This is a genomic window from Massilia niabensis (assembly GCF_042655085.1).
GTDB classification, from domain to species: Bacteria; Pseudomonadota; Gammaproteobacteria; order Burkholderiales; family Burkholderiaceae_D; genus Telluria; species Telluria niabensis.
Map to the genome: position 1 here is coordinate 160,765 of NZ_JBHSMU010000014.1, position 18,339 is coordinate 179,103.

At 66.8% G+C, this 18,339-nt stretch carries 11 protein-coding genes and 2 riboswitches; of the genes, 6 read left to right on the forward strand and 5 right to left on the reverse strand.

The features are described from left to right. The first annotated feature begins 41 nt into the window (after positions 1–41). The gene (locus tag ACFPN5_RS13905; protein ID WP_379784213.1) at positions 42–980 is read left to right on the forward strand and encodes a LysR family transcriptional regulator; all 939 of its coding nucleotides are present in this window, start codon (positions 42–44) and stop codon (positions 978–980) included. A gap of 271 nt (positions 981–1,251) precedes the next feature. Next, the gene (locus tag ACFPN5_RS13910) at positions 1,252–3,000 is read left to right on the forward strand and encodes a methyl-accepting chemotaxis protein (RefSeq protein ID WP_379784215.1); all 1,749 of its coding nucleotides are present in this window, start codon (positions 1,252–1,254) and stop codon (positions 2,998–3,000) included. Positions 3,001–3,148: 148 nt separating this feature from the next. On the opposite strand, the gene gcvP is transcribed toward ACFPN5_RS13910, so the two are convergent. From gcvP to gcvT, 3 genes are all read right to left on the reverse strand, one after another. Then, entirely contained in the window at positions 3,149–6,034 is a 2,886-nt protein-coding gene (gene gcvP, locus ACFPN5_RS13915) for an aminomethyl-transferring glycine dehydrogenase (protein ID WP_379784217.1), read from the reverse strand. A 152-nt stretch (positions 6,035–6,186) separates the two neighbouring features. Further along, positions 6,187–6,567, reverse strand: a complete 381-nt coding sequence (gcvH, locus tag ACFPN5_RS13920) for a glycine cleavage system protein GcvH (protein WP_379784219.1) — start codon at positions 6,565–6,567, stop codon at positions 6,187–6,189. A 69-nt stretch (positions 6,568–6,636) separates the two neighbouring features. After that, positions 6,637–7,767: a glycine cleavage system aminomethyltransferase GcvT gene (gcvT, locus tag ACFPN5_RS13925; protein WP_379784221.1), complete on the reverse strand. Its 1,131-nt coding sequence runs from the start codon at positions 7,765–7,767 to the stop codon at positions 6,637–6,639. Positions 7,768–7,827: 60 nt separating this feature from the next. Next, positions 7,828–7,931: riboswitch (glycine riboswitch) on the reverse strand. Positions 7,932–7,962: 31 nt separating this feature from the next. Continuing rightward, positions 7,963–8,049: riboswitch (glycine riboswitch) on the reverse strand. A gap of 150 nt (positions 8,050–8,199) precedes the next feature. Between gcvT and ACFPN5_RS13930 the strand changes: the two genes are divergently transcribed. Next, positions 8,200–8,760, forward strand: a complete 561-nt coding sequence (locus ACFPN5_RS13930; protein WP_379784223.1) for an ATP-dependent Clp protease proteolytic subunit — start codon at positions 8,200–8,202, stop codon at positions 8,758–8,760. Positions 8,761–9,095: 335 nt separating this feature from the next. Here the strand turns inward: ACFPN5_RS13930 and ACFPN5_RS13935 are convergent, their stop codons facing one another. Further along, positions 9,096–9,341 carry a hypothetical protein gene (locus tag ACFPN5_RS13935; RefSeq protein WP_379784225.1) on the reverse strand — a complete coding sequence of 82 codons (246 nt, stop codon included), beginning with the start codon at positions 9,339–9,341 and terminating at the stop codon, positions 9,096–9,098. Between the two features lie 203 nt (positions 9,342–9,544). Further along, positions 9,545–10,900: a methyl-accepting chemotaxis protein gene (locus ACFPN5_RS13940; RefSeq protein WP_379784227.1), complete on the reverse strand. Its 1,356-nt coding sequence runs from the start codon at positions 10,898–10,900 to the stop codon at positions 9,545–9,547. A gap of 250 nt (positions 10,901–11,150) precedes the next feature. Here ACFPN5_RS13940 and ACFPN5_RS13945 point away from each other — a divergent pair, with 250 nt between their 5' ends. The 3 genes from ACFPN5_RS13945 to ACFPN5_RS13955 all read left to right on the forward strand — a co-directional run bounded on the left by ACFPN5_RS13945 (position 11,151) and on the right by ACFPN5_RS13955 (position 18,334). After that, the gene (locus ACFPN5_RS13945; protein ID WP_379784229.1) at positions 11,151–13,487 is read left to right on the forward strand and encodes a DUF1631 family protein; all 2,337 of its coding nucleotides are present in this window, start codon (positions 11,151–11,153) and stop codon (positions 13,485–13,487) included. A gap of 150 nt (positions 13,488–13,637) precedes the next feature. Beyond that, positions 13,638–17,162 carry a chromosome segregation protein SMC gene (smc, locus tag ACFPN5_RS13950; protein WP_379784231.1) on the forward strand — a complete coding sequence of 1,175 codons (3,525 nt, stop codon included), beginning with the start codon at positions 13,638–13,640 and terminating at the stop codon, positions 17,160–17,162. Next, positions 17,159–18,334 carry a cell division protein ZipA C-terminal FtsZ-binding domain-containing protein gene (locus ACFPN5_RS13955; RefSeq protein ID WP_379784233.1) on the forward strand — a complete coding sequence of 392 codons (1,176 nt, stop codon included), beginning with the start codon at positions 17,159–17,161 and terminating at the stop codon, positions 18,332–18,334. The genes smc and ACFPN5_RS13955 overlap by 4 nt, the downstream gene beginning before the upstream one ends. The last annotated feature ends 5 nt before the right edge of the window (positions 18,335–18,339 follow it).

Consider the following 18,339-nt stretch of genomic DNA (forward strand, 5'->3'; position numbering starts at 1 on the left):
AGGACTGTTTGTATAATCCAAACAATTGAATGGAGGAGATCGTGGACAGATTCGACGCCATGCGGGCGTTCGTGAGGGTGGTCGAGGCTGGCAGCTTTACGAAAGCGGCGCAGACTCTCCATATGAACCGCACCAGCCTGACCCAGCTGATCCAGCAGCTGGAAGCGCGCCTGCGCGTCAAGCTCTTGAACCGGACCACGCGCAAGGTGAACGTCACTGCCGACGGTGCCGTCTATTTCGAGCGCGTCGTTCGGGTGCTGGCCGAACTTGACGATATCGAGACCAGCTTGCCTGGCGCGGATGCGGCGCCGCGCGGCCAGTTGCGGGTGGATGTACCGAGTCCGTTTGCGACCTTGATCCTGGTACCGGCGCTGCCGCAATTCCATGCGCGATTTCCCGACATCGAGTTCGAGCTTGGCGCGAGCGACCGCAAGGTCGACCTGATCGGCGAGAACGTCGATTGCGTCGTGCGCGGCGGCGAGATGACGGACCAGTCACTGGTCGCCCGCCGCGTCGGCGAGCTGCGCCTGGGCGTCTATGCGGCCCCGGCCTATCTGGCGCGCGCCGGCGTGCCTGTGCACCCACGGGAGCTCGAGCAGTCCCAGCACCGCATCGTGCGCTTTCGATGGTCGAACAGCAGCAACGGTTTTCCATATGAGATGCGCAGCGGCGAGGAGCGCCTGAAGCTGCAGGGCCGTCATATTCTGGCGGTCGATGACGGCAACGCCTATCTCGCCGCAGGACTGGCCGGCCTGGGAGCGCTCTGGCTGCCCGACTACATGGCGCGCGCGCATGTCGCGCAGGGCACCCTCGTGCCGCTATTCCAGGAATGGTGCGTCGACCCCATGCCGCTCTACCTCGCTTACCCGCCGAACCGGCACGTCAGCAAAAAGCTGCGCGTGTTTATCGACTGGGTGGTCGAGCTGATGGCCGGGCATGGGGCTGGCGCGGAGGTGCGTAGTCCGGCGAGTCGCTCCTGAGTCCCGGATCCACACCAGGCTGCGCGGCCGGTGTGGGCCTGTTCGCCACAGTGGCCGGCGCCGATTCCGATCGTCCGGGAGGTGTTGATATTCCTCAATGGCAGAGCCCACCCGATGGCCTACATTGGTCAAATGCGTTAAGGAAATATCGCGCATTCGAGCGCAATCCTGACTCCTGAGGCCATCATGCAGAATCCCGAACCTTCCCCGGCGGCCAGCGCGCCTGCCGCCGCATTTCCGAGACCTTCATCATCCGGTACGGGAGGCTGAGATGCTGTCCCGCCTGAAGATTGGTCCTAAGTTATTGCTGGCGCCTGCCGTGGTGCTGGTGCTGCTGGTGCTGCTGTCCTGCGGCGCCTGGTATGCCATGGTGCGTCAGAACGCGTCGCTGGAAGACATCGTCGGCCAGCGCGCCGCCCACATGCGCGCCGCGAGCGAACTGGTCTTCACGGCGCAGCGCGGGCACGCCGAGATCTACCAGCTGCATACCTGGATCGGCGGCAGTTTCCCGAAGAGCCGCATCGAACCGCTGATCCGCGACATCCACGCCCAGCACGCGCTGACCGAGTCGGGCCTGAAGCGCCTGGCCGCGATGACGCCGGCCGCCAGCGCCGAACGCCGCTATGTCGAGCAGGCTGGCGCCGCGCACGCCATGTACGTGCGCGCCGTGCGCGACGTCATCGAAATCGCGCGCGACGACCAGTCGATCAGCGCGAATGCCATGAGCAAGGCGGAAACCGCGTTCGCCGTCGTGGCCCAGCGCCTGCATGCGCTCTCGCAGCTGGAAGAGGCGCTGTCGCGCGAGGCCTCGAACAGCGCCGCCGCCGACTTCCGCACCATGACCTGGCTGATGCCCTGCGTGATCGCGCTCGCGATCGCCGTATCGCTGCGCATCACCATGGCGGTACGCGCAGCGCTGCTGGCCGAAATCCGCGGCATTGGCGCCGCCGCCATCGACCTTGCCAGCGGCGACCTGACGGTCAAGGACCGCGTCTACGGCAACGACGAGATCGCCGACACCTCGCGCGCGCTCAACGCCAGCATCCGCAACCTGAACCTGACCCTGCGCACCATCCTGGAGTCGGCGCGCTCGATCGGCACGGCCTCGCGCGACCTCGCGCTCGGCAACCTGAACCTGACGACCCGCGCCAGCTTTCGCGCCAGTTCGCTCGAGCATACGGCCTCCTCGATGCAGGAACTGGCCGCCACCGTCCACCTGACCGCCGATAGCGCCCTGGCCGCGAACCGGCTGGCCGAGTCGGCGTCGAACGTGGCGCAGCAGGGCGAGAGCGTGGTGGACCGGCTGGTCACGACCATGGAATCGGTCAAGGGCAGCGCGCGCCGCGTGGGCGACATCGGCGCGCAGATCGACGCCATCGCCATCGAAACGGGCACGCTGGCGCTGAACGCGGCCCTGGAGGCGGCGCGCCTGGGGGAGAGTGGACGCAAGGGCGGGCGCGAGGGCGGACGGGAATTCGCCCTGGTTGCGGCCGAGGTGCGCTCGCTGGCGCTGCGCACGGGCGCGGCGGCGCGCGAGATCCGCGAACTGGTCGCGCAGTCGGTGTCGGAAATCGAAGGCGGCACCGCCTGGGCGGCGCAGGCCGGCAGCAGCATGGCGACGATCGCCGTGTCGGTGCAGCAGGTCGGGGACATCATCAACCAGATCAGTTCGGCGAACGCGGAGCAGGCCAGCGGCCTGTCGGAAGTGAACCAGGCGATCGTGCAGATGGACCAGGTGACGCAGCGTAACTCGTCGTTGGTGGAAGAGGCGGCCGCCTCGGCGCGCACCCTGCAGATGCAGGCGCTGACCCTGTCGCGCGCGGTGGCGGCGTTCAGGCTGGACGAGGCGGTGCAGGGCGATGCGGCCCAGGCTGCCGCGCCCGCACCCGCGAAGCCGTCCGTGCCGCGCGACGCCACGATCGGCGAAGTGCGCGATGCAAGCGGCACGCCGCCCGAAGGCATGCGCGAACGGCGGCGGGCGCAGCGCCCGCATTTGCACTTGGCGTCGCGCAGGGATTAGAAGGACAGCACAGCCAAGAGCCCTCGGAAACCGTAGCGAGCGGCAGCAGTTTCGGCCGAGGAGCGGAGCTGTACGGACGTACAGCGAGCACCGCAGGGCTAGGCGCCCCCGACGAAATGCAACGCGCAGTAGGTTTACGAGGAGCTCTTTACTCGTAATCGCTGATCGGCGCGCATCCACAGAACAGATTGCGGTCGCCATACACGTTGTCCGCGCGGCCAACCGGCGGCCAGTACTTCTTCTTGCGCAGCGACGCCACCGGGAAGGCAGCCACTTCACGGGTGTAGGTGTGCTGCCAGTCATCGGCAGTGACCACTTCGGCCGTGTGCGGCGCGCCCTTGAGCGGGTTGTCCATCTTGTCGTACTCGCCGCGCTCGACCTTCACGATCTCGGCGTGGATGGTGATCATTGCTTCGATGAAGCGGTCGATCTCGATCTTCGACTCCGACTCGGTCGGCTCGATCATCAGCGTGCCCGGCACCGGGAAGCTCATGGTCGGGGCATGGAAGCCGAAGTCCATCAGGCGCTTGGCGACGTCTTCATTGCTGATGCCGGTCTTGTCCTGCAGCGGGCGCAGGTCGATGATGCACTCGTGCGCCACCAGGCCGTCGTGGCCGGTGTAGAGCACCGGGTAGTGCGGCGCCAGGCGGCGGGCAATGTAGTTCGCGTTCAGGATCGCCGTTTCGGTGGCGTTCGTCAGGCCTTCGGCGCCCATCATCGCGATGTACATCCACGAGATCGGCAGGATCGAGGCCGAGCCGTAGGCCGCGGCGCTGACCGCGCCGATGCCGTTCTCGTCACGGACATAGCCGGTCGAGAGCTGGTTCGGCAGGAAGGGCGCCAGGTGCGCGCCGACGCCGATCGGGCCGACGCCAGGACCGCCGCCGCCGTGCGGGATGCAGAAGGTCTTGTGCAAATTCAGGTGGCTGACGTCGCCGCCGAAGGCGCCGGGCGCCGCCACGCCGACCAGCGCGTTCATGTTGGCGCCGTCGATGTAGACCTGGCCGCCGTGCGCGTGGATGATCTCGCAGAGTTCCTGGATGCCTTCCTCGAACACGCCGTGCGTCGACGGGTAGGTGACCATCACGCAGGCCAGGTTGGCGCTGTGCTGCTCGGCCTTCTTCTTCAGGTCCGCCAGGTCGACGTTGCCGTTCTCGTCACAGGCCGTGACGACCACCTGCATGCCGACCATGTTGGCCGATGCCGGGTTGGTGCCGTGGGCCGAGGACGGGATCAGGCAAATGTTGCGGTGGCCTTCGCCGCGCGACTGGTGGTATTTCTGGATCACCAGCAGGCCCGCGTACTCGCCCTGCGAGCCGGCGTTCGGCTGCAGCGAAATCGCGGCATAGCCGGTGACGGCGCACAGCATGGCTTCGAGCTGGCCGATCATTTCGCGGTAGCCGACGGTCTGGTCGTCCGGGGCGAACGGGTGGATGTTCGAGAACTCGGGCCAGGTGACCGGGATCATTTCCGAGGTCGCGTTCAGCTTCATCGTGCAGGAACCGAGCGGGATCATGGTGCGGTCGAGCGCCAGGTCCTTGTCCGCCAGCGAACGCAGGTAGCGCAGCATTTCGTGCTCGGCGTGGTAGCGGTTGAAGGTCGGGTGGGTCAGGAAGGCGCTGGTACGGGCCAGGGCTTGCGGGAACGCATCCACGGCGTCCTTGTCGAGCGTGTCCAGGTCGAGGGCGGAAGCATCGCCGCCGAAGATCGAGAACAGCAGGGCCAGGTCTTCGCGGGTCGTCGTTTCGTCCAGCGACAGGCCGACGTGCCCGTCGTCGACGCGGCGCAGGTTCACGCCCTGGGCGTTGGCGGCGGCGTGCAGCTCCGCGGCGCGGTCGGTGGCAACGGTCAGCGTGTCGAAGAAGGTCGTGTTGGCCAGCTTGAAGCCGATCTGCTGCAGGCCGGTCGCCAGGATGCCGCTCATGCGGTGCACGCGGCGCGCGATGCGGGTCAGGCCTTGCGGGCCGTGGTAGACCGCGTACATGCCGGCCATCACGGCCAGCAGCACCTGGGCGGTACAGATGTTCGAGGTCGCCTTTTCGCGGCGGATGTGCTGTTCGCGCGTCTGCAGCGCCAGGCGCAGCGCCTGGTTGCCCTGGGCGTCGACCGACACGCCGACCAGGCGGCCGGCCATCGAACGCTTGTATTCGTCGCGGGTAGCCAGGTAGCCGGCGTGCGGGCCGCCGAAACCGAGCGGCACGCCGAAGCGCTGGCTGTTGCCGACGACCACGTCCGCGCCCCATTCGCCCGGCGGCGTCAGCACCGTCAGGGCCAGCAGGTCGGCGGCGGCGATCACCATCGCGCCGGCGGCGTGCAGCTTTTCGCAGGCAACGCGGTAGTCGCGCACGTCGCCGTTCGCGCCCGGGTACTGGACCAGCACGCCGAAGCAGCTTTCGTCGAGGTTCTCGATGTCGGCAGCGGCAATCGTGCGCACTTCGACGCCGATCGGCTCGGCGCGGGTCTTGATCACTTCCAGGGTCTGCGGCAGCACGTCGTCAGCCACGTAGAACACCTTCGAGGCCGACTTGCCGACGCGCTGGATCAGCGTCATGGCTTCGGCGGCGGCGGTCGCTTCGTCGAGCATCGACGAGTTGGCGATACCCATGCCGGTCATGTCGGTGATCATCTGCTGGAAGTTCAGGATCGCTTCCAGGCGGCCCTGCGAGATCTCCGGCTGGTACGGGGTGTAGGCGGTGTACCAGGCCGGGTTCTCGAAGATGTTGCGCAAGATGACGCCCGGGGTGTGGGTGCCGTAATAGCCCTGGCCGATGACCGACTTCATCACCTTGTTCTGCGACGCGATGGCCTTCAGTTTCGCGAGCGCCGCCTGCTCGGGCAGCGGCTCGAAGAATTCGCCCAGGTCGAGCTTGTCCTTGCGGCGGATATTGGCGGGAACGACCGCGTCGATCAGGGCCGCGCGCGAGGCGTAGCCGAGGGTCGACAGCATCGCTGCTTCTTCCTGCTCGGAGGGGCCGATGTGGCGCGGGATGAAGGAATCGCGTGCTTCAAGTTGGGTGAGGCTGGTGCGGGTCATGGTGGTGGCCAAATAGAGGACCGTCGCGCGGGCAGGGCCGGCCGGTCGGTGGTGGAATACGGGACGAACGTGAAACAACTATATGGGGCCGGGTTCGCTGAACCCAAGCTGCAATGCGCATGCGCGCCCGCAGGCGCGCCATGCCGTCTACATCAGTTGCCGGTCGCCTTGGCGTAGGCGTCGGCGTCGAGCAGGCCGTTGATCGCACCGGCGTCGCTCGGCTTGAGCTTGAACAGCCAGGCACTGAAGGCGTCGGCGTTGATCGAGTCCGGCGCGTCGGCAACCGGCTGGTTCACTTCGGTGACGGTGCCTGCCACTGGCGAGTAGATGTCGCTGGCGGCTTTCACCGACTCGACCACGGCGGCGTCGGCGCCGGCCGTGAAGGTCTTGCCGACCTGCGGCAGTTCGACGAACACGATGTCGCCCAGTGCGTCCTGCGCATACTCGGTGATGCCGACGGTCAGCGTGCCGTCGGCCTCAAGGCGGACCCACTCGTGGGACTCGGTGTATTTCAGGTCGGTTGGGATGTTCATCTAAAAGCTCCAGGTTGGGTTGACGCAGTATTATAAATTCTATTCGTTCGGGTATCCATGCGGCGCGGCTCAGGCCGCCAGCACTTTACCGTTGCGCACGAAGGGCAGCTTGACGACGGTGGCCGCCAGCTTCTTGTCGCGGATCTCGACGTGGACGGTGTCGCCGGTCGCCACGTCCAGCGGCACGCGCGCCAGGGCGATCGCCTGCTGCATCGACGGGCTGAAGGTGCCGCTGGTGATTTCGCCGAAGTTGCCCGATGCGGCCACGACTTTCTGGTGGGCGCGCAGGATGCCGCCTTTTTCGCGCAGGATCAGGCCGACGAAGTTGGCGCCCTGGCCCTTGGCCTGCAGCGCGGCTTTGCCGATGAAGTCGCGCTCGGACACCAGGTCGATGGTCCAGGCCAGGCCGGCGTCGAGCGGGTTGACGGTGTCGTCCATGTCCATGCCGTACAGGTTCATGCCGGCTTCCAGGCGCAGCGTGTCGCGCGCCCCCAGGCCCGCCGGCTTGACGCCCGCTGCGATCAGCGCGTTCCACAACGCCTCGACCTGCGAAGCAGGGCAGCCCAGTTCGAAACCGTCTTCGCCGGTGTAGCCGGTGCGCGCCACCATGACTTCGCCGAACGAGGTACCGGGCACGATGACGACGTTGAACGGCTTCATCGCTTCGGACGCGGCCTGGGTCTGCGGCAGCACCTGCCAGACCTTGGCGCGGGCGTTCGGGCCCTGCACGGCGACCAGGGCGATCGGCTCATTGCCTCCAACCTTGCCATCGCGGCGCTGGGTGATGGTGACGCCGCTGCCGGTGGCGTCGTTCTGCTGCTGCATCCAGGCCACGTCCTTCTCGGCGGTGCCGGCGTTGACGACCAGGCGGAACCAGTCTTCGCGGAAGAAGTAGACGATCAGGTCGTCAATGACGCCGCCCTCAGGGTTGAGCATGCACGAGTACAGGGCCTTGCCCGGCACCTGCAGCTTGTCGACGTTGTTGGCCAGCAGGCCGCGCAGGAAAGTGCGCACGTTGGCGCCCTCGAGGTCGACGACGCACATGTGCGAGACGTCGAACATGCCGGCGTCGGTACGCACCGCATTGTGTTCTTCGATCTGCGAGCCGTAGTTGACCGGCATGTCCCACCCGCCGAAGTCGACCATCTTGGCGCCGAGGGCGCGGTGTGCGGAATTGAGCGGGGTCGCTTTGAGCGTCATGGAATCCTCAGGGCAGAATAATAGGGTGCCGCCACGCCGGCCGGGTGCCATGCGTGCGCTGCGCGCCCCTCTGTCCTTGGTACCTGAGAGATAGCGCCGCAACCATCTGCGCCTGCCCCTTCGGTGGGCCCGGGGTTGCCGGGCCGCTCTCCAGAGTTGGACCGGCGCGCGAGGTGCTTCGACCATGCGCGCGACGTCCCCTGACCGGTCCTTTTGCCTGAGAGTTTTTGGGTGATGCCCCTTCGGCGGCAGCGCTGTGCTGCTCTCTCCCGATCAAGACTGTGGAGGATAGGCCAGCGACCAGCCATTGTCAACTTGAGCGAGCCCATAAGCCGGGCCCGCCGGCCCCGCGCACCGTTGGTGTGCGTACGCGCAGGCTTTTTCCCCGATTTGTTACACTGGAGGTCACACTTTGCGGGGCAAAACAAGACCATGAGTGAAGATCAAGCAAAACAAAGCAAGGAAGCGTGGTTCACCCTGTCGGGCGACGTCAACAGCGACATGGTGCACCGGGTATTCGAGGCGGTCGGGCACATGACCGAAGACGGCATTGCGACGGCCCACGTGCTGGTGCAGTCGAACGGCGGCTATGTCAGCGACGGGCTGTGCCTGTACAACTTCATGTCGAAGTCGCCGATCGAGTTCGTCATGTACAACGGCGGGGCGGTAGCCTCGATCGCCGTCATCATGTACCTGGCGGGCACGCGCCGCTTTGCGAGCGAGACGGCGCGCTTCATGGTGCACAAGTCGCACGCGACGGCCTCGCCCGGCTCGCGCCCGGACGCGCTCAACATCATCGTCGAGGGCCTGCGCGCCGACGATGCGCGCACCGAGTCGATCTTACGCAAGCACATCGAGCTTACGCCCGAGCAATGGGCGATCCACCAGTACTCCGACCTGCACCTCAATTCGCGCGATGCCAAGGCCGCGCGCATGATCAACGAGATCGCCGACTTCGCGCCGCCCCGGGGCGCCATCCTGCGTAATATCTGAGCAGGCGTTCCGGCGAGGCCGTCACCTATCTTCATCCCTTACGGTGAAGCCGCTGACGGCTTTTTGTTTGCGGCTATGCATCCTGCATTTATTTAAGTCGTGCAAATATAATCAGCCCGTATGCCGCTCCATGCAAATATCCTTTGCAAACGATATTGTCCGGATAACCCATCAATAAAGCGGCCTGCATCAACGTCCGCGAATAAAGGCTGAGTCCGTCGGGTATTTGAATCGGCATGCGGGATAATAAAAAAGCCCGGCACGCAATACGGGCCGGGCTTCTTTCATTTACCGCCGCGCCAGCGTCCGGTATTTGAATTAACTAACCAAGCGAATTAACGCTTGTCGTTCTTGTGGCTTTGACGGCCGGCCTCGGCATGCTGCTCCGGCGTGCCGCCGCGCGTGCCCCCACCGGAACCCGAACGCGAACCGGAACCCGACTGTTTGCTGCCACCCGACTCGGAGCCCGAACGCGAACCCGAACCGGACTGCTTGTTGCCGTCGTTCTTGTGGCTCTGGCGACCGGCTTCCGCGTGTTGCTCAGGGGTACCGCCTTGCGTGCGTTTTTGATTCGAGGCCATGATCATTTCCTTTCAATGTAGAGAAACTAATAGCTACTCACCAAACTACTGAGTTTTTTCATCCGTAGTTTTCGGTGGTGCAATCATGCGAGCCGAACAGTTTCGCCGGTATCGGATCACCGCCTGAGCTCGTGTAGAGTGTGCGCCTACATATTGAAAATAATCGATGTTTTTAATTCGTCAATCTATTTTAGGGGCAAGACTTAAAATTCTTCCCAATCCATATCCGGATTGCTTGCCGCGCGCCGGATTGGCGCCGCCGCCCGGGCCGCCCTGGCAGTGGCAACGGGGGGAGCGTTCGGGGCGGAAGCAGCGGCGGAAGCGGGCGCGGCCTTGCGCGGCGGCGGGGCGGTTTTCTGCACGGCGGCCAGCTTAGGCGCGGCGCCGGTACGCGCCGGCGGCGGGACCAGCGTCGCGGCCGCCGAAGCCGCTGCCTTGACCGGCGCCTTGTCGCCGGCGAGCACGAAGCCGTCGGTGGTGCGCCTCAGGACAGCGGCCTGGTCGCGCACCGAGGCGGCGGCCGCCGCCGATTGCTCGACCAGCGCCGCGTTCTGCTGGGTCGCCTGGTCCATCGAGGCGATCGCCTTGTTCACCTGTTCGATGCCCGCGGTCTGCTCGGCGCTGGCGTCGGCGATCTCGCCGATGATGTCGGTCACGCGCTTGACGCTGGTGACCACTTCTTCCATCGTGCGCCCGGCCTTGTCGACGAGGGTGGTGCCGGCGTCGACCTTGGCGACGGAATCGTCGATCAGCGCCTTGATTTCCTTGGCAGCCGCCGCCGAGCGCTGCGCCAGGCTGCGCACTTCCGACGCGACGACGGCAAAGCCGCGTCCCTGTTCGCCCGCGCGCGCCGCTTCCACGGCGGCATTCAGGGCCAGGATATTCGTCTGGAAGGCGATGCCGTCGATGACGCCGATGATCTCGGCAATCCGTTTCGACGAATCGTTGATCGAGGCCATGGTGCCGACCACGTCGCCCACCACTTCGCCGCCCTTGACCGCCACGTTCGATGCCGACAATGCCAGTTCCCTGGCCTGGTGGGCGTGATCGGCGTTCTGGCGCACCGTCGCGGTCAGCTCTTCCATGGACGACGCGGTTTCCTCGAGCGAGGCCGCTTGCTGCTCGGTGCGGCTCGACAGGTCCAGGTTGCCGGCCGCGATCTCCTGCGCGCCGTTTTCGATCTGCCCGGCGCCCGCGCGCACCTCGCCAATGGTGGCCGCCAGCTTGCCGGCCATCGTGGCCAGGGCGCCGATCAGGGCGCCGCCACTACCGGGCTGCGCAGCCTCGGCACGGACCCGCAGGTCGCCCCCGGCCACCCGCTGCGCCAGTTGTAGCGCCTCGGCCATCGGCCGCGTGGCCTCGCGCGCCAGCCAGGCCGCCAGCGCGGCGGAAAGGCCGAGGCCGGCGCCGAGGAAAAGCAGGGCGTTGCCCCATATCGGCGCCGCCGCCTCTCCCAGGCGCGACAGCAGCCACAGCACGAACGCGGCGGACAGCACGGAAAGCAGGGCGAAGGCGCCAAGGATCTTGAGCCTGGTGTCGAGCTGTCGAATCTGTTTCATGGAAAGTTCCTCGGACGGGATGGTGAAAGGTGGACCTTGTAATGTTAGGGAAAGGAAACAGTCTGCGCTTGTGCCATCTCAATGGGGAACATGCCAGTAGGACATTTATGCTATACGGCAGGGAAAGCTGTGGCATGGACACCGCTGCGCAGCGACAAACTAGCGCCTGGATTGGGTAACTCTTGCTTTCTGGAAATAATGTGCCACAATGGGGGAGCCGGCGCACCTGCGCCAACGATTGACGCACACCATGGCCCACGCAGCGCCCCAGATTCCCGAACCCGATTCGATGCCCGTTTTGACGCCCGCGCCACCGCGCGCGGTGCTGGCGGCGCTCGTCCGCACGGCGAGCGCGGCGGCCAACGAGCAACTGAGCGCCATGGCCAACCGCCTGGTTACCGCCATGCTCGACATGACCAGCGCCGGGCCCGACCCGAAGGCCGCCTACCTGCGCACCAAGGCCGGCAACCTGTTAAAGAGCAATGCCTACGCCTTTATTCACCTTGCCGGCGAAGCGATCGAAGCGGGCCTGCGCGCCGAGGTGGCGGAACTGCTTCCGGCCAGCGCCGGCGCGCCCGCCCTGGACGCGCTGAGCCTGGTGCCGATGGACGTGATGGACAACAAGGTCGCATTCGGCGCGCTCTGCCGGCCTTTCGAGATCGCGCATTCGGAGGTGCTGGCCAGCCTGTGCGTTCGCCTCGGGCTGCTGCTCGGGCGCGACCTGCTGCGCCCCGCGCAAAATCCCTTCCGTCCCGAGGTGTTCGTGGCCGCCATCCACGACGCCTGGCGCGCGTTCGAACCGGAGCTGGAAGCGCACCCGCTGCTGTTGCCGCTGCTGCGGCCGGAACTGTTCCTCGATCTCGCCCCGCTGCTGGCCTCGCTCGACGCAGAACTGCGCACGCACAGCAAGGCCAAGGCCGGCCGCCTTCACATCAGCAAGAGCAGCGACCCGGCCGGCCGCGGCCGGCGCCCGGGCATGGATGCCGCGCTGGCGCAACAACTGCGCAACCTGTTGCAGGGGACCGATGGCGCGGACTCCGCCCTGGTGCCGGACTTGCCGAATATGCCGCAGGGTAAAGGCTGGCGGCCGAGCGCGGCCTCCGGTTTCTGCATGTCCGCAACAGGCGAGGCCGGCCCCGCCGGCCCGAATGCCCCGGCAGCATCCGGCGCGCACGCGCAGCATGGCGATGCCAGGGAGGTGATCGCGGCTGCCGGCTTCGGCGGCCCGGGCGGCGCGGCGGGCCGACCGGTGGCGGGAGCCTCGTTGCTCGACCTGCTGGCGGGCCTGACTTCGGGCTTGCCTGCCGCGTTCGCGCCGGCGTCCGCGTTCCCGTCCGCGGCTGCGCCTGCGCCCGGAGCGCTGCCGCACAACGTCTTCTACCTGCCGCGCCTGAAAGCCAGCCTGCCGCAGGGCAGCCTGTCGCGCGGCGAGGAACACACGCTCGACCTGCTGTCGCGCATTTTCGAAACCGTCCTGCTCGACGACAGCATTCCGCCGGAGACGCGCGAGCTGATCCGTTTCCTGCAGGTGCCGGTCCTGAAAGCGGCCTTGCTGGACCAGGACTTCTTCTTCGAAGAAGCGCATCCGGCGCGCAAGATGATCGACCTGGTCTCGCGCATGGGCTGGGAGCAGCGCAGCAGCGTCGATGACCCGGTGGTCCAGGCCATGCGCCGCGGCGTCGAACGCGTTGGGCGCCAGCCGCAGGCGCAACCGGAAGCCATGGCCGCGGTCTTTGCCGAATCGGTGGCCGACCTGGAGGCGGAACTCGCCCGCGAAGAGCGTGCGGCCGAGGAGGCGATCGCCGCACCGATCGCCCGCGCGACCCAGCTCGAGAAGCAGGCGCTGGCGAGCCGCAGCGCGCGCCAGGCGATTGCCGTGCGCCTGGCCGACGGCGAGCTGACCGCCGTCGTCTCGAGCTTCCTCGAACAGCGCTGGGTCGATGTGCTGACCTTTGCCTGGCTGATCGAGGACGAGCGCCCCGGTGCGGTCGACAATGCCACCCGGGCGATGGACGAGCTCGTCTGGACCGTGAAGCCGAAGGCCACCCAGGAGCAGCGCCGCGCATTGATCGCCAAACTCCCCGGCCTGCTCGCGACCCTGAACAAGTGGCTGGACGCCGTCAAATGGCAGGATGCGCAGCGCCTGGAGTTTTTTGCCGAGCTGGCGAAATGCCACCTGTCGATCGTCCGCGCGCCGCTCGACCTGTCGCCCCAGCGCCAGCTGGAACTGGCGGTGGAGGCGGCGCAGCAGGACGCGCTGCGCCGCATCGCCAACGAACAGGCCGTGGCCCACGACGATGACCAGGCTGCCGAGCCGCCGGGCCCGATCGACGAGCTCGAGCGCGGCATGCACCTGGCGTTCACCCAGCCCGACGGCAGCGTGCGCAAGGTCAAGCTGGCCTGGGTGAGCCCGCTGCGCACGCTCTTCATCTTCTCGGCCGGCGCGCGCCAGGAGTCGTTTTCGTTGCCGGCGGACAAGCTAGTGCACGCTTTCCAGGCCGGCAGCGTCAGCGTCGTCTCGCTCGAGGGCGTCGTCGGACGCGTGCTGACGCAAGCAATGCAGGAAGCCGTGAACGACGCCGGCTGAGCCCGACACTATTTCATCTCGTTAATCTTCGGTGCGGGGCGCGCAGCCTCGGCAATGAATGCCGAGCGTCGGCTATCCCAGACTTGGCCGAAATGCAAGCAACAGATGGTATGATGGCGCCCTTAACGACTCCCTGGCAACCGAAGCAACGTGCGACTTTCCTCCATTAAATTGTCGGGATTTAAGTCTTTCGTCGATCCCACCAATTTCCAGGTGCCTGGGCAGCTGGTCGGCGTGGTCGGTCCGAACGGCTGCGGCAAGTCGAACATCATCGACGCCGTGCGCTGGGTGCTGGGCGAATCGAAAGCGTCGGAGTTGCGCGGCGAGTCGATGCAGGACGTCATTTTCAACGGCTCGACGCACCGCAAGCCCTCGGGGCGCGCCTCGGTCGAACTCGTGTTCGACAACAGCGACGGCAAGGCCTCCGGCCAGTGGGGCCAGTACGGCGAGATTGCGGTCAAGCGCACGCTCACGCGCGACGGCACCTCGACCTATTACATCAACAGCCAGCCCGTGCGCCGGCGCGACATCCAGGACATTTTCCTCGGCACGGGCCTGGGGCCGCGCGCCTATGCCATCATCGGCCAGGGCATGATCGCGCGCATCATCGAGTCGCGCCCGGAAGAGCTGCGCGTGTTCCTGGAAGAAGCAGCCGGCGTCTCGAAATACAAGGAACGGCGCCGCGAAACGGAAAACCGCCTGTCCGACACCCGCGAAAACCTGCTGCGCGTGGAGGACATCCTGCGCGAGCTGAATGCAAACCTGGAAAAGCTCGAAGCCCAGGCGGCGGTGGCGAACCGCTTCCACCAGCTGCAGGCCGACCAGGAAGAAAAGCAGAAGCTGCTCTGGCTGCTGCGCAAGAACGAAGCCTCCGCCGAACAGACCCGCTGCTTCCGCGAGATGGAAGAAGCCCAGAACAGCCTGGAAGAACAGACAGCGAAGCTGCGGAGCGTCGAGCTGGAACTGGAACACCTGCGCCAGCACCATTTTGCCGTCGGCGACCGCCTGCATACGGCGCAGGGCGCGCTGTACCAGACCAATTCCGAGATCGGCAGCCTGGAGGCGCAGATCAAGTTCGTGATCGAGTCGCGCACCCGCCTGCAAAACCAGCTCGGCACCCTGGCCGCCCAGCGGGATGGGTGGCTGGCCCAGGCCGGCGAGTACGAAGAGCAGATCGAGGAAGCGACCTGGCGGGTCGAGGAACTGGCCGCACGCGCGGAAGGCGCGCAGATCGCGGTGGAAAGCCAGAACGAACGCCTGCCGGAGCTCGACGCCGCCTGGCGCGAAGCCCAGCGCAAGAGCGAGGAGGCGCGCGCCCGCATCGGCGAAGTGCGCCAGCGCATCGAACTGGCTGCCGCCCACGGGCGCAATGCCGGGAATATCCTGAACGGCCTGGCGACCCGGCGCGAGCGCTTGCAGGCGGAGAAAAAGATGCTGGCGCCGCCCGACAGCGCCCACCTGGCCAACCTGCGCATGCAGTTGGAAGAAAAGCAGCAGGCGCTGGAAGAGCAGACCCTGCTGCAGGAAGAAGCGGCCGCCGGCCAGGACGCCGCGGAGACGGAACGCCGCGCCGCGCAGGCCCAGGCCCAGGCGGAAGCCGCCACGAATGCCCAGCTCGAAGCGCGTTTGTCGGCCTTGAAGCAGATGCAGGACCGGGTGCAAACCCAGGGCAAGGTCGCGCCCTGGCTGCGCAAGCACGAACTCGAAACGCTGCCGCGCCTGTGGCAGAAAGTGCATGTCGAGGAAGGCTGGGAGACGGCGCTGGAAGCGGTGCTGCGCGAGCGCGCCGGCGCGCTCGAGTTGTCGAACATCGACTGGGCCAAGGCTTTCGTGGGCGACGCGCCGCCGGCGCGCCTGGCCTTGTATGCGCCGGCCCCGGCCGCCCCGGGCGCGGTCGAAGCACCCGGCCTGAAATCCTTCGCCGGCCTCCTGAAACTGAACGACCCCGGGATTCGCGGCGTGCTCAATGACTGGCTGCACCTGGTGTTTGCCGCCGAGACGGCGACCGAGGCTTTCGCCGAGCGCGCGCGCCTGCCGCAGGGCGGCTCCTTCGTCACCCGCCAGGGCCATGTCGTCACGAGTTCCAGCGTGCGCTTCTACGCGGCCGATGCCGAGCAGGACGGCATGCTGCAGCGCCAGCACGACATCGAGAACACGAGCACGCAGCTGCGCGCCCAGGCCCTGCTGCTGGACGCGGCGCGCAGTCGTGCGACGCGTGCGGACTCCCTTGTCACCGAACTGACGCGGCGCCTGCAGGATGCGCGCGCCCGCATCGCCACGCTGCAGCGCGAGACCCACGCCCTGCAGATCGAGGTCGTGCGCCAGAACGAGGTCGAGTCGCGCTTCAACCAGCGCAGCAGCCAGATCGACGTCGATCTCGCCGAGATTGCCGCCCAGGAAGAAGAACAGCGGCAGGTTCAAGAGGAAGCGGAACAGCAGTTCGAGCAGCTCGACATGGAGCTGGCCGAACTGCAGGGCGGCTTCGAAGACGGCCAGACCCTGTTCCTGCAGCGCGAAAGCGCCCTCGCCGAGGCGCGCGACAAGCTGCGCGAACTCGAGCGCGGGGCGCAGGAAGCGCTGTTCGCCGAGAAGACCGGCCGCGCCAGAATCGAAGAGCTGCGGCGCAGCATCGCCACCGCCACCAGCCAGGCGGCGCAGGTGGCCGAAAGCCTGGCCGGCGGCCAGGCCGAGCTGTCGGCCCTCGAAAGCGGCAGCGCCCACGAGGGCCTGCAGGAACTGCTCGACCGCCGCACCAGCCAGGAAAAGGCGCTGTCCGAGGCGCGCCATGAACTCGACCAGGTGGCGCAGGCCTTGCGCCATGCCGAGGAAGGGCGCACCGGCACCGAGCGCAGCCTGCAGCCGCAGCGTGACCGCATTACCGAGATGCAGCTCAAGGAGCAGGCCGCGCGCCTGAACCAGGAACAGTTTGCGGAAGCCCTGGCGGCCACCGGCGCCGACGAGGCACAGCTCGCGCAAAAGCTCGACCCCGACCTCAAGCCCCAGTACCTGCAGGGCGAGGTCACGCGCCTGACGAATGCGATTGCCTCGCTGGGCGCGGTCAACCTGGCGGCGGTCGAGGAACTGGCCACGGCCACCGAACGCAAGCGCTTCCTCGATTCCCAGAACGCCGACCTGAACGAGGCGATCGCCACGCTGGAAGACGCGATCCGCCGCATCGACAAGGAAACGCGCGACCTGCTGCAGGACACCTTCGACCGGGTCAACACGCAGTTCTCGGAGCTGTTCCCGATCCTGTTCGGCGGCGGCAATGCGAAACTGGTGATGACGGGCGACGAAATCCTCGACTCCGGCGTCCAGGTCATGGCCCAGCCGCCCGGCAAGAAGAACGCGACGATCCATTTGCTGTCGGGCGGCGAGAAGGCGCTGACGGCGACCGCCCTCGTGTTTTCAATGTTCCGCCTGAACCCGGCGCCGTTCTGCCTGCTGGACGAGGTCGACGCGCCCCTGGACGACGCCAATACCGAGCGCTTCTGCCGCATGGTCAAGCGCATGTCCGAACATACCCAATTCCTTTTCATCTCGCACAATAAAATTGCGATGGAAATGGCCAATCAACTGATCGGTGTGACGATGCAGGAGCAGGGCGTATCGCGCATCGTGGCGGTGGACATGGAGTCCGCCGCACATTTCGCTACTGAGGCACAAGCAGCATGACAGACTTCCAAATGAGCCTGATCGCGGCAGGCGGCGTATTCGTCGTCGGCGTCATCACCTATAACAAGTGGCAGGAGCACAAGGCGCGCAAGAGCGTCGAACGCGCCTTCGCCTCCGATCATGACGATGTGCTGATGCGCGCCGACGGCACGCCGCTCGAACGCAGCGAGCCGGTGCTCGACATCGGCGGCATGCCGGGCGCCGAAAGCATCGATCCGACCTTCGGCGCGCAAGCGGCGGCGCCGGTCGGCGGCGGCGCCCCGGGTGCCGGCGCGGCCCCGGGTACCGGCGGCGCGCATGGCGTCGAAGCGCTGGCGCCGGCCGGACCGCTGGCCGCGGCGCCCGGCGTGACCGCCGGGCCACCGCCGGCCGAGGCGGCCGAGAACCTGGTCGACCCGCTGATCGACTGCCTGATTCCGCTGGCGCTCGAGGGCGCCGCGCGCGGCGACAAGATCCTGCCCTCGCTGTCCAAGCTGCGCCGCGTCGGCAACAAACCGATCCACTACATCGGCCTGGCCGTGAGCGGCGACTGGGAGCCGATCGTGCACGGCGGCGTCTACACCAAGCTGCAGGCCGGCGTGCAGATGGCCACCCGCACCACGGCCCTGAACGAACTCGAATACTCGGAACTGGTGACGCGCCTGCGCGCCGTCGCCGACGAAATCGGCGCCGAGCCGGAAGTGCCGGACATGATCGAAGTGATGAGCGAAGCGCGCACGCTGCACAAATTCGTCGCCGGCCACGATGCCCAGCTGGGCGTGAACCTGAAATCGAACGGCGCCCCATGGGCGATCTCGACCCTGATCGGCGCGCTCGAAAACGCCGGCTTCGACGTCGGCCCGAGCGGGCGCTTCGCCATGCCCGATGGGCATGGGGGCGTGCTGTTCACGCTGTCGACCAACGTCACGCTTGGCGCCGATACCACCGACCGCCTGACGCTGCTGCTCGACGTGCCGGTCGTGGCGCCCGAGCGCGACGGCTTCGCCGCCATGGTCCGCTGCGCCAAGGAACTCGCCCTGCGCCTGGATGCGACCGTCGTCGACGACTTCGAGCAGCCGCTGCTCGACTCGACGCTGGAAGAGATCGACGGCCAGGTCAAGGAGTTCTACACGGAGATGGAGGCTGCCGACATCCCGGCCGGATCGACCCGCGCGCTGCGCCTGTTCAGCTGAGGTCT

Bases quoted from the DNA above. Each gene is read 5' to 3' on its own strand.
- ACFPN5_RS13955 (WP_379784233.1), top strand. From the start codon at position 17,159: ATGACAGACTTCCAAATGAGCCTGATCGCGGCAGGCGGCGTATTCGTC.
- ACFPN5_RS13940 (WP_379784227.1), bottom strand. From the start codon at position 10,900: ATGAAACAGATTCGACAGCTCGACACCAGGCTCAAGATCCTTGGCGCC.
- ACFPN5_RS13910 (WP_379784215.1), top strand. From the start codon at position 1,252: ATGCTGTCCCGCCTGAAGATTGGTCCTAAGTTATTGCTGGCGCCTGCC.
- ACFPN5_RS13935 (WP_379784225.1), bottom strand. From the start codon at position 9,341: ATGGCCTCGAATCAAAAACGCACGCAAGGCGGTACCCCTGAGCAACAC.
- gcvH (WP_379784219.1), bottom strand. From the start codon at position 6,567: ATGAACATCCCAACCGACCTGAAATACACCGAGTCCCACGAGTGGGTC.
- ACFPN5_RS13930 (WP_379784223.1), top strand. From the start codon at position 8,200: ATGAGTGAAGATCAAGCAAAACAAAGCAAGGAAGCGTGGTTCACCCTG.
- gcvT (WP_379784221.1), bottom strand. From the start codon at position 7,767: ATGACGCTCAAAGCGACCCCGCTCAATTCCGCACACCGCGCCCTCGGC.
- gcvP (WP_379784217.1), bottom strand. From the start codon at position 6,034: ATGACCCGCACCAGCCTCACCCAACTTGAAGCACGCGATTCCTTCATC.
- ACFPN5_RS13945 (WP_379784229.1), top strand. From the start codon at position 11,151: ATGGCCCACGCAGCGCCCCAGATTCCCGAACCCGATTCGATGCCCGTT.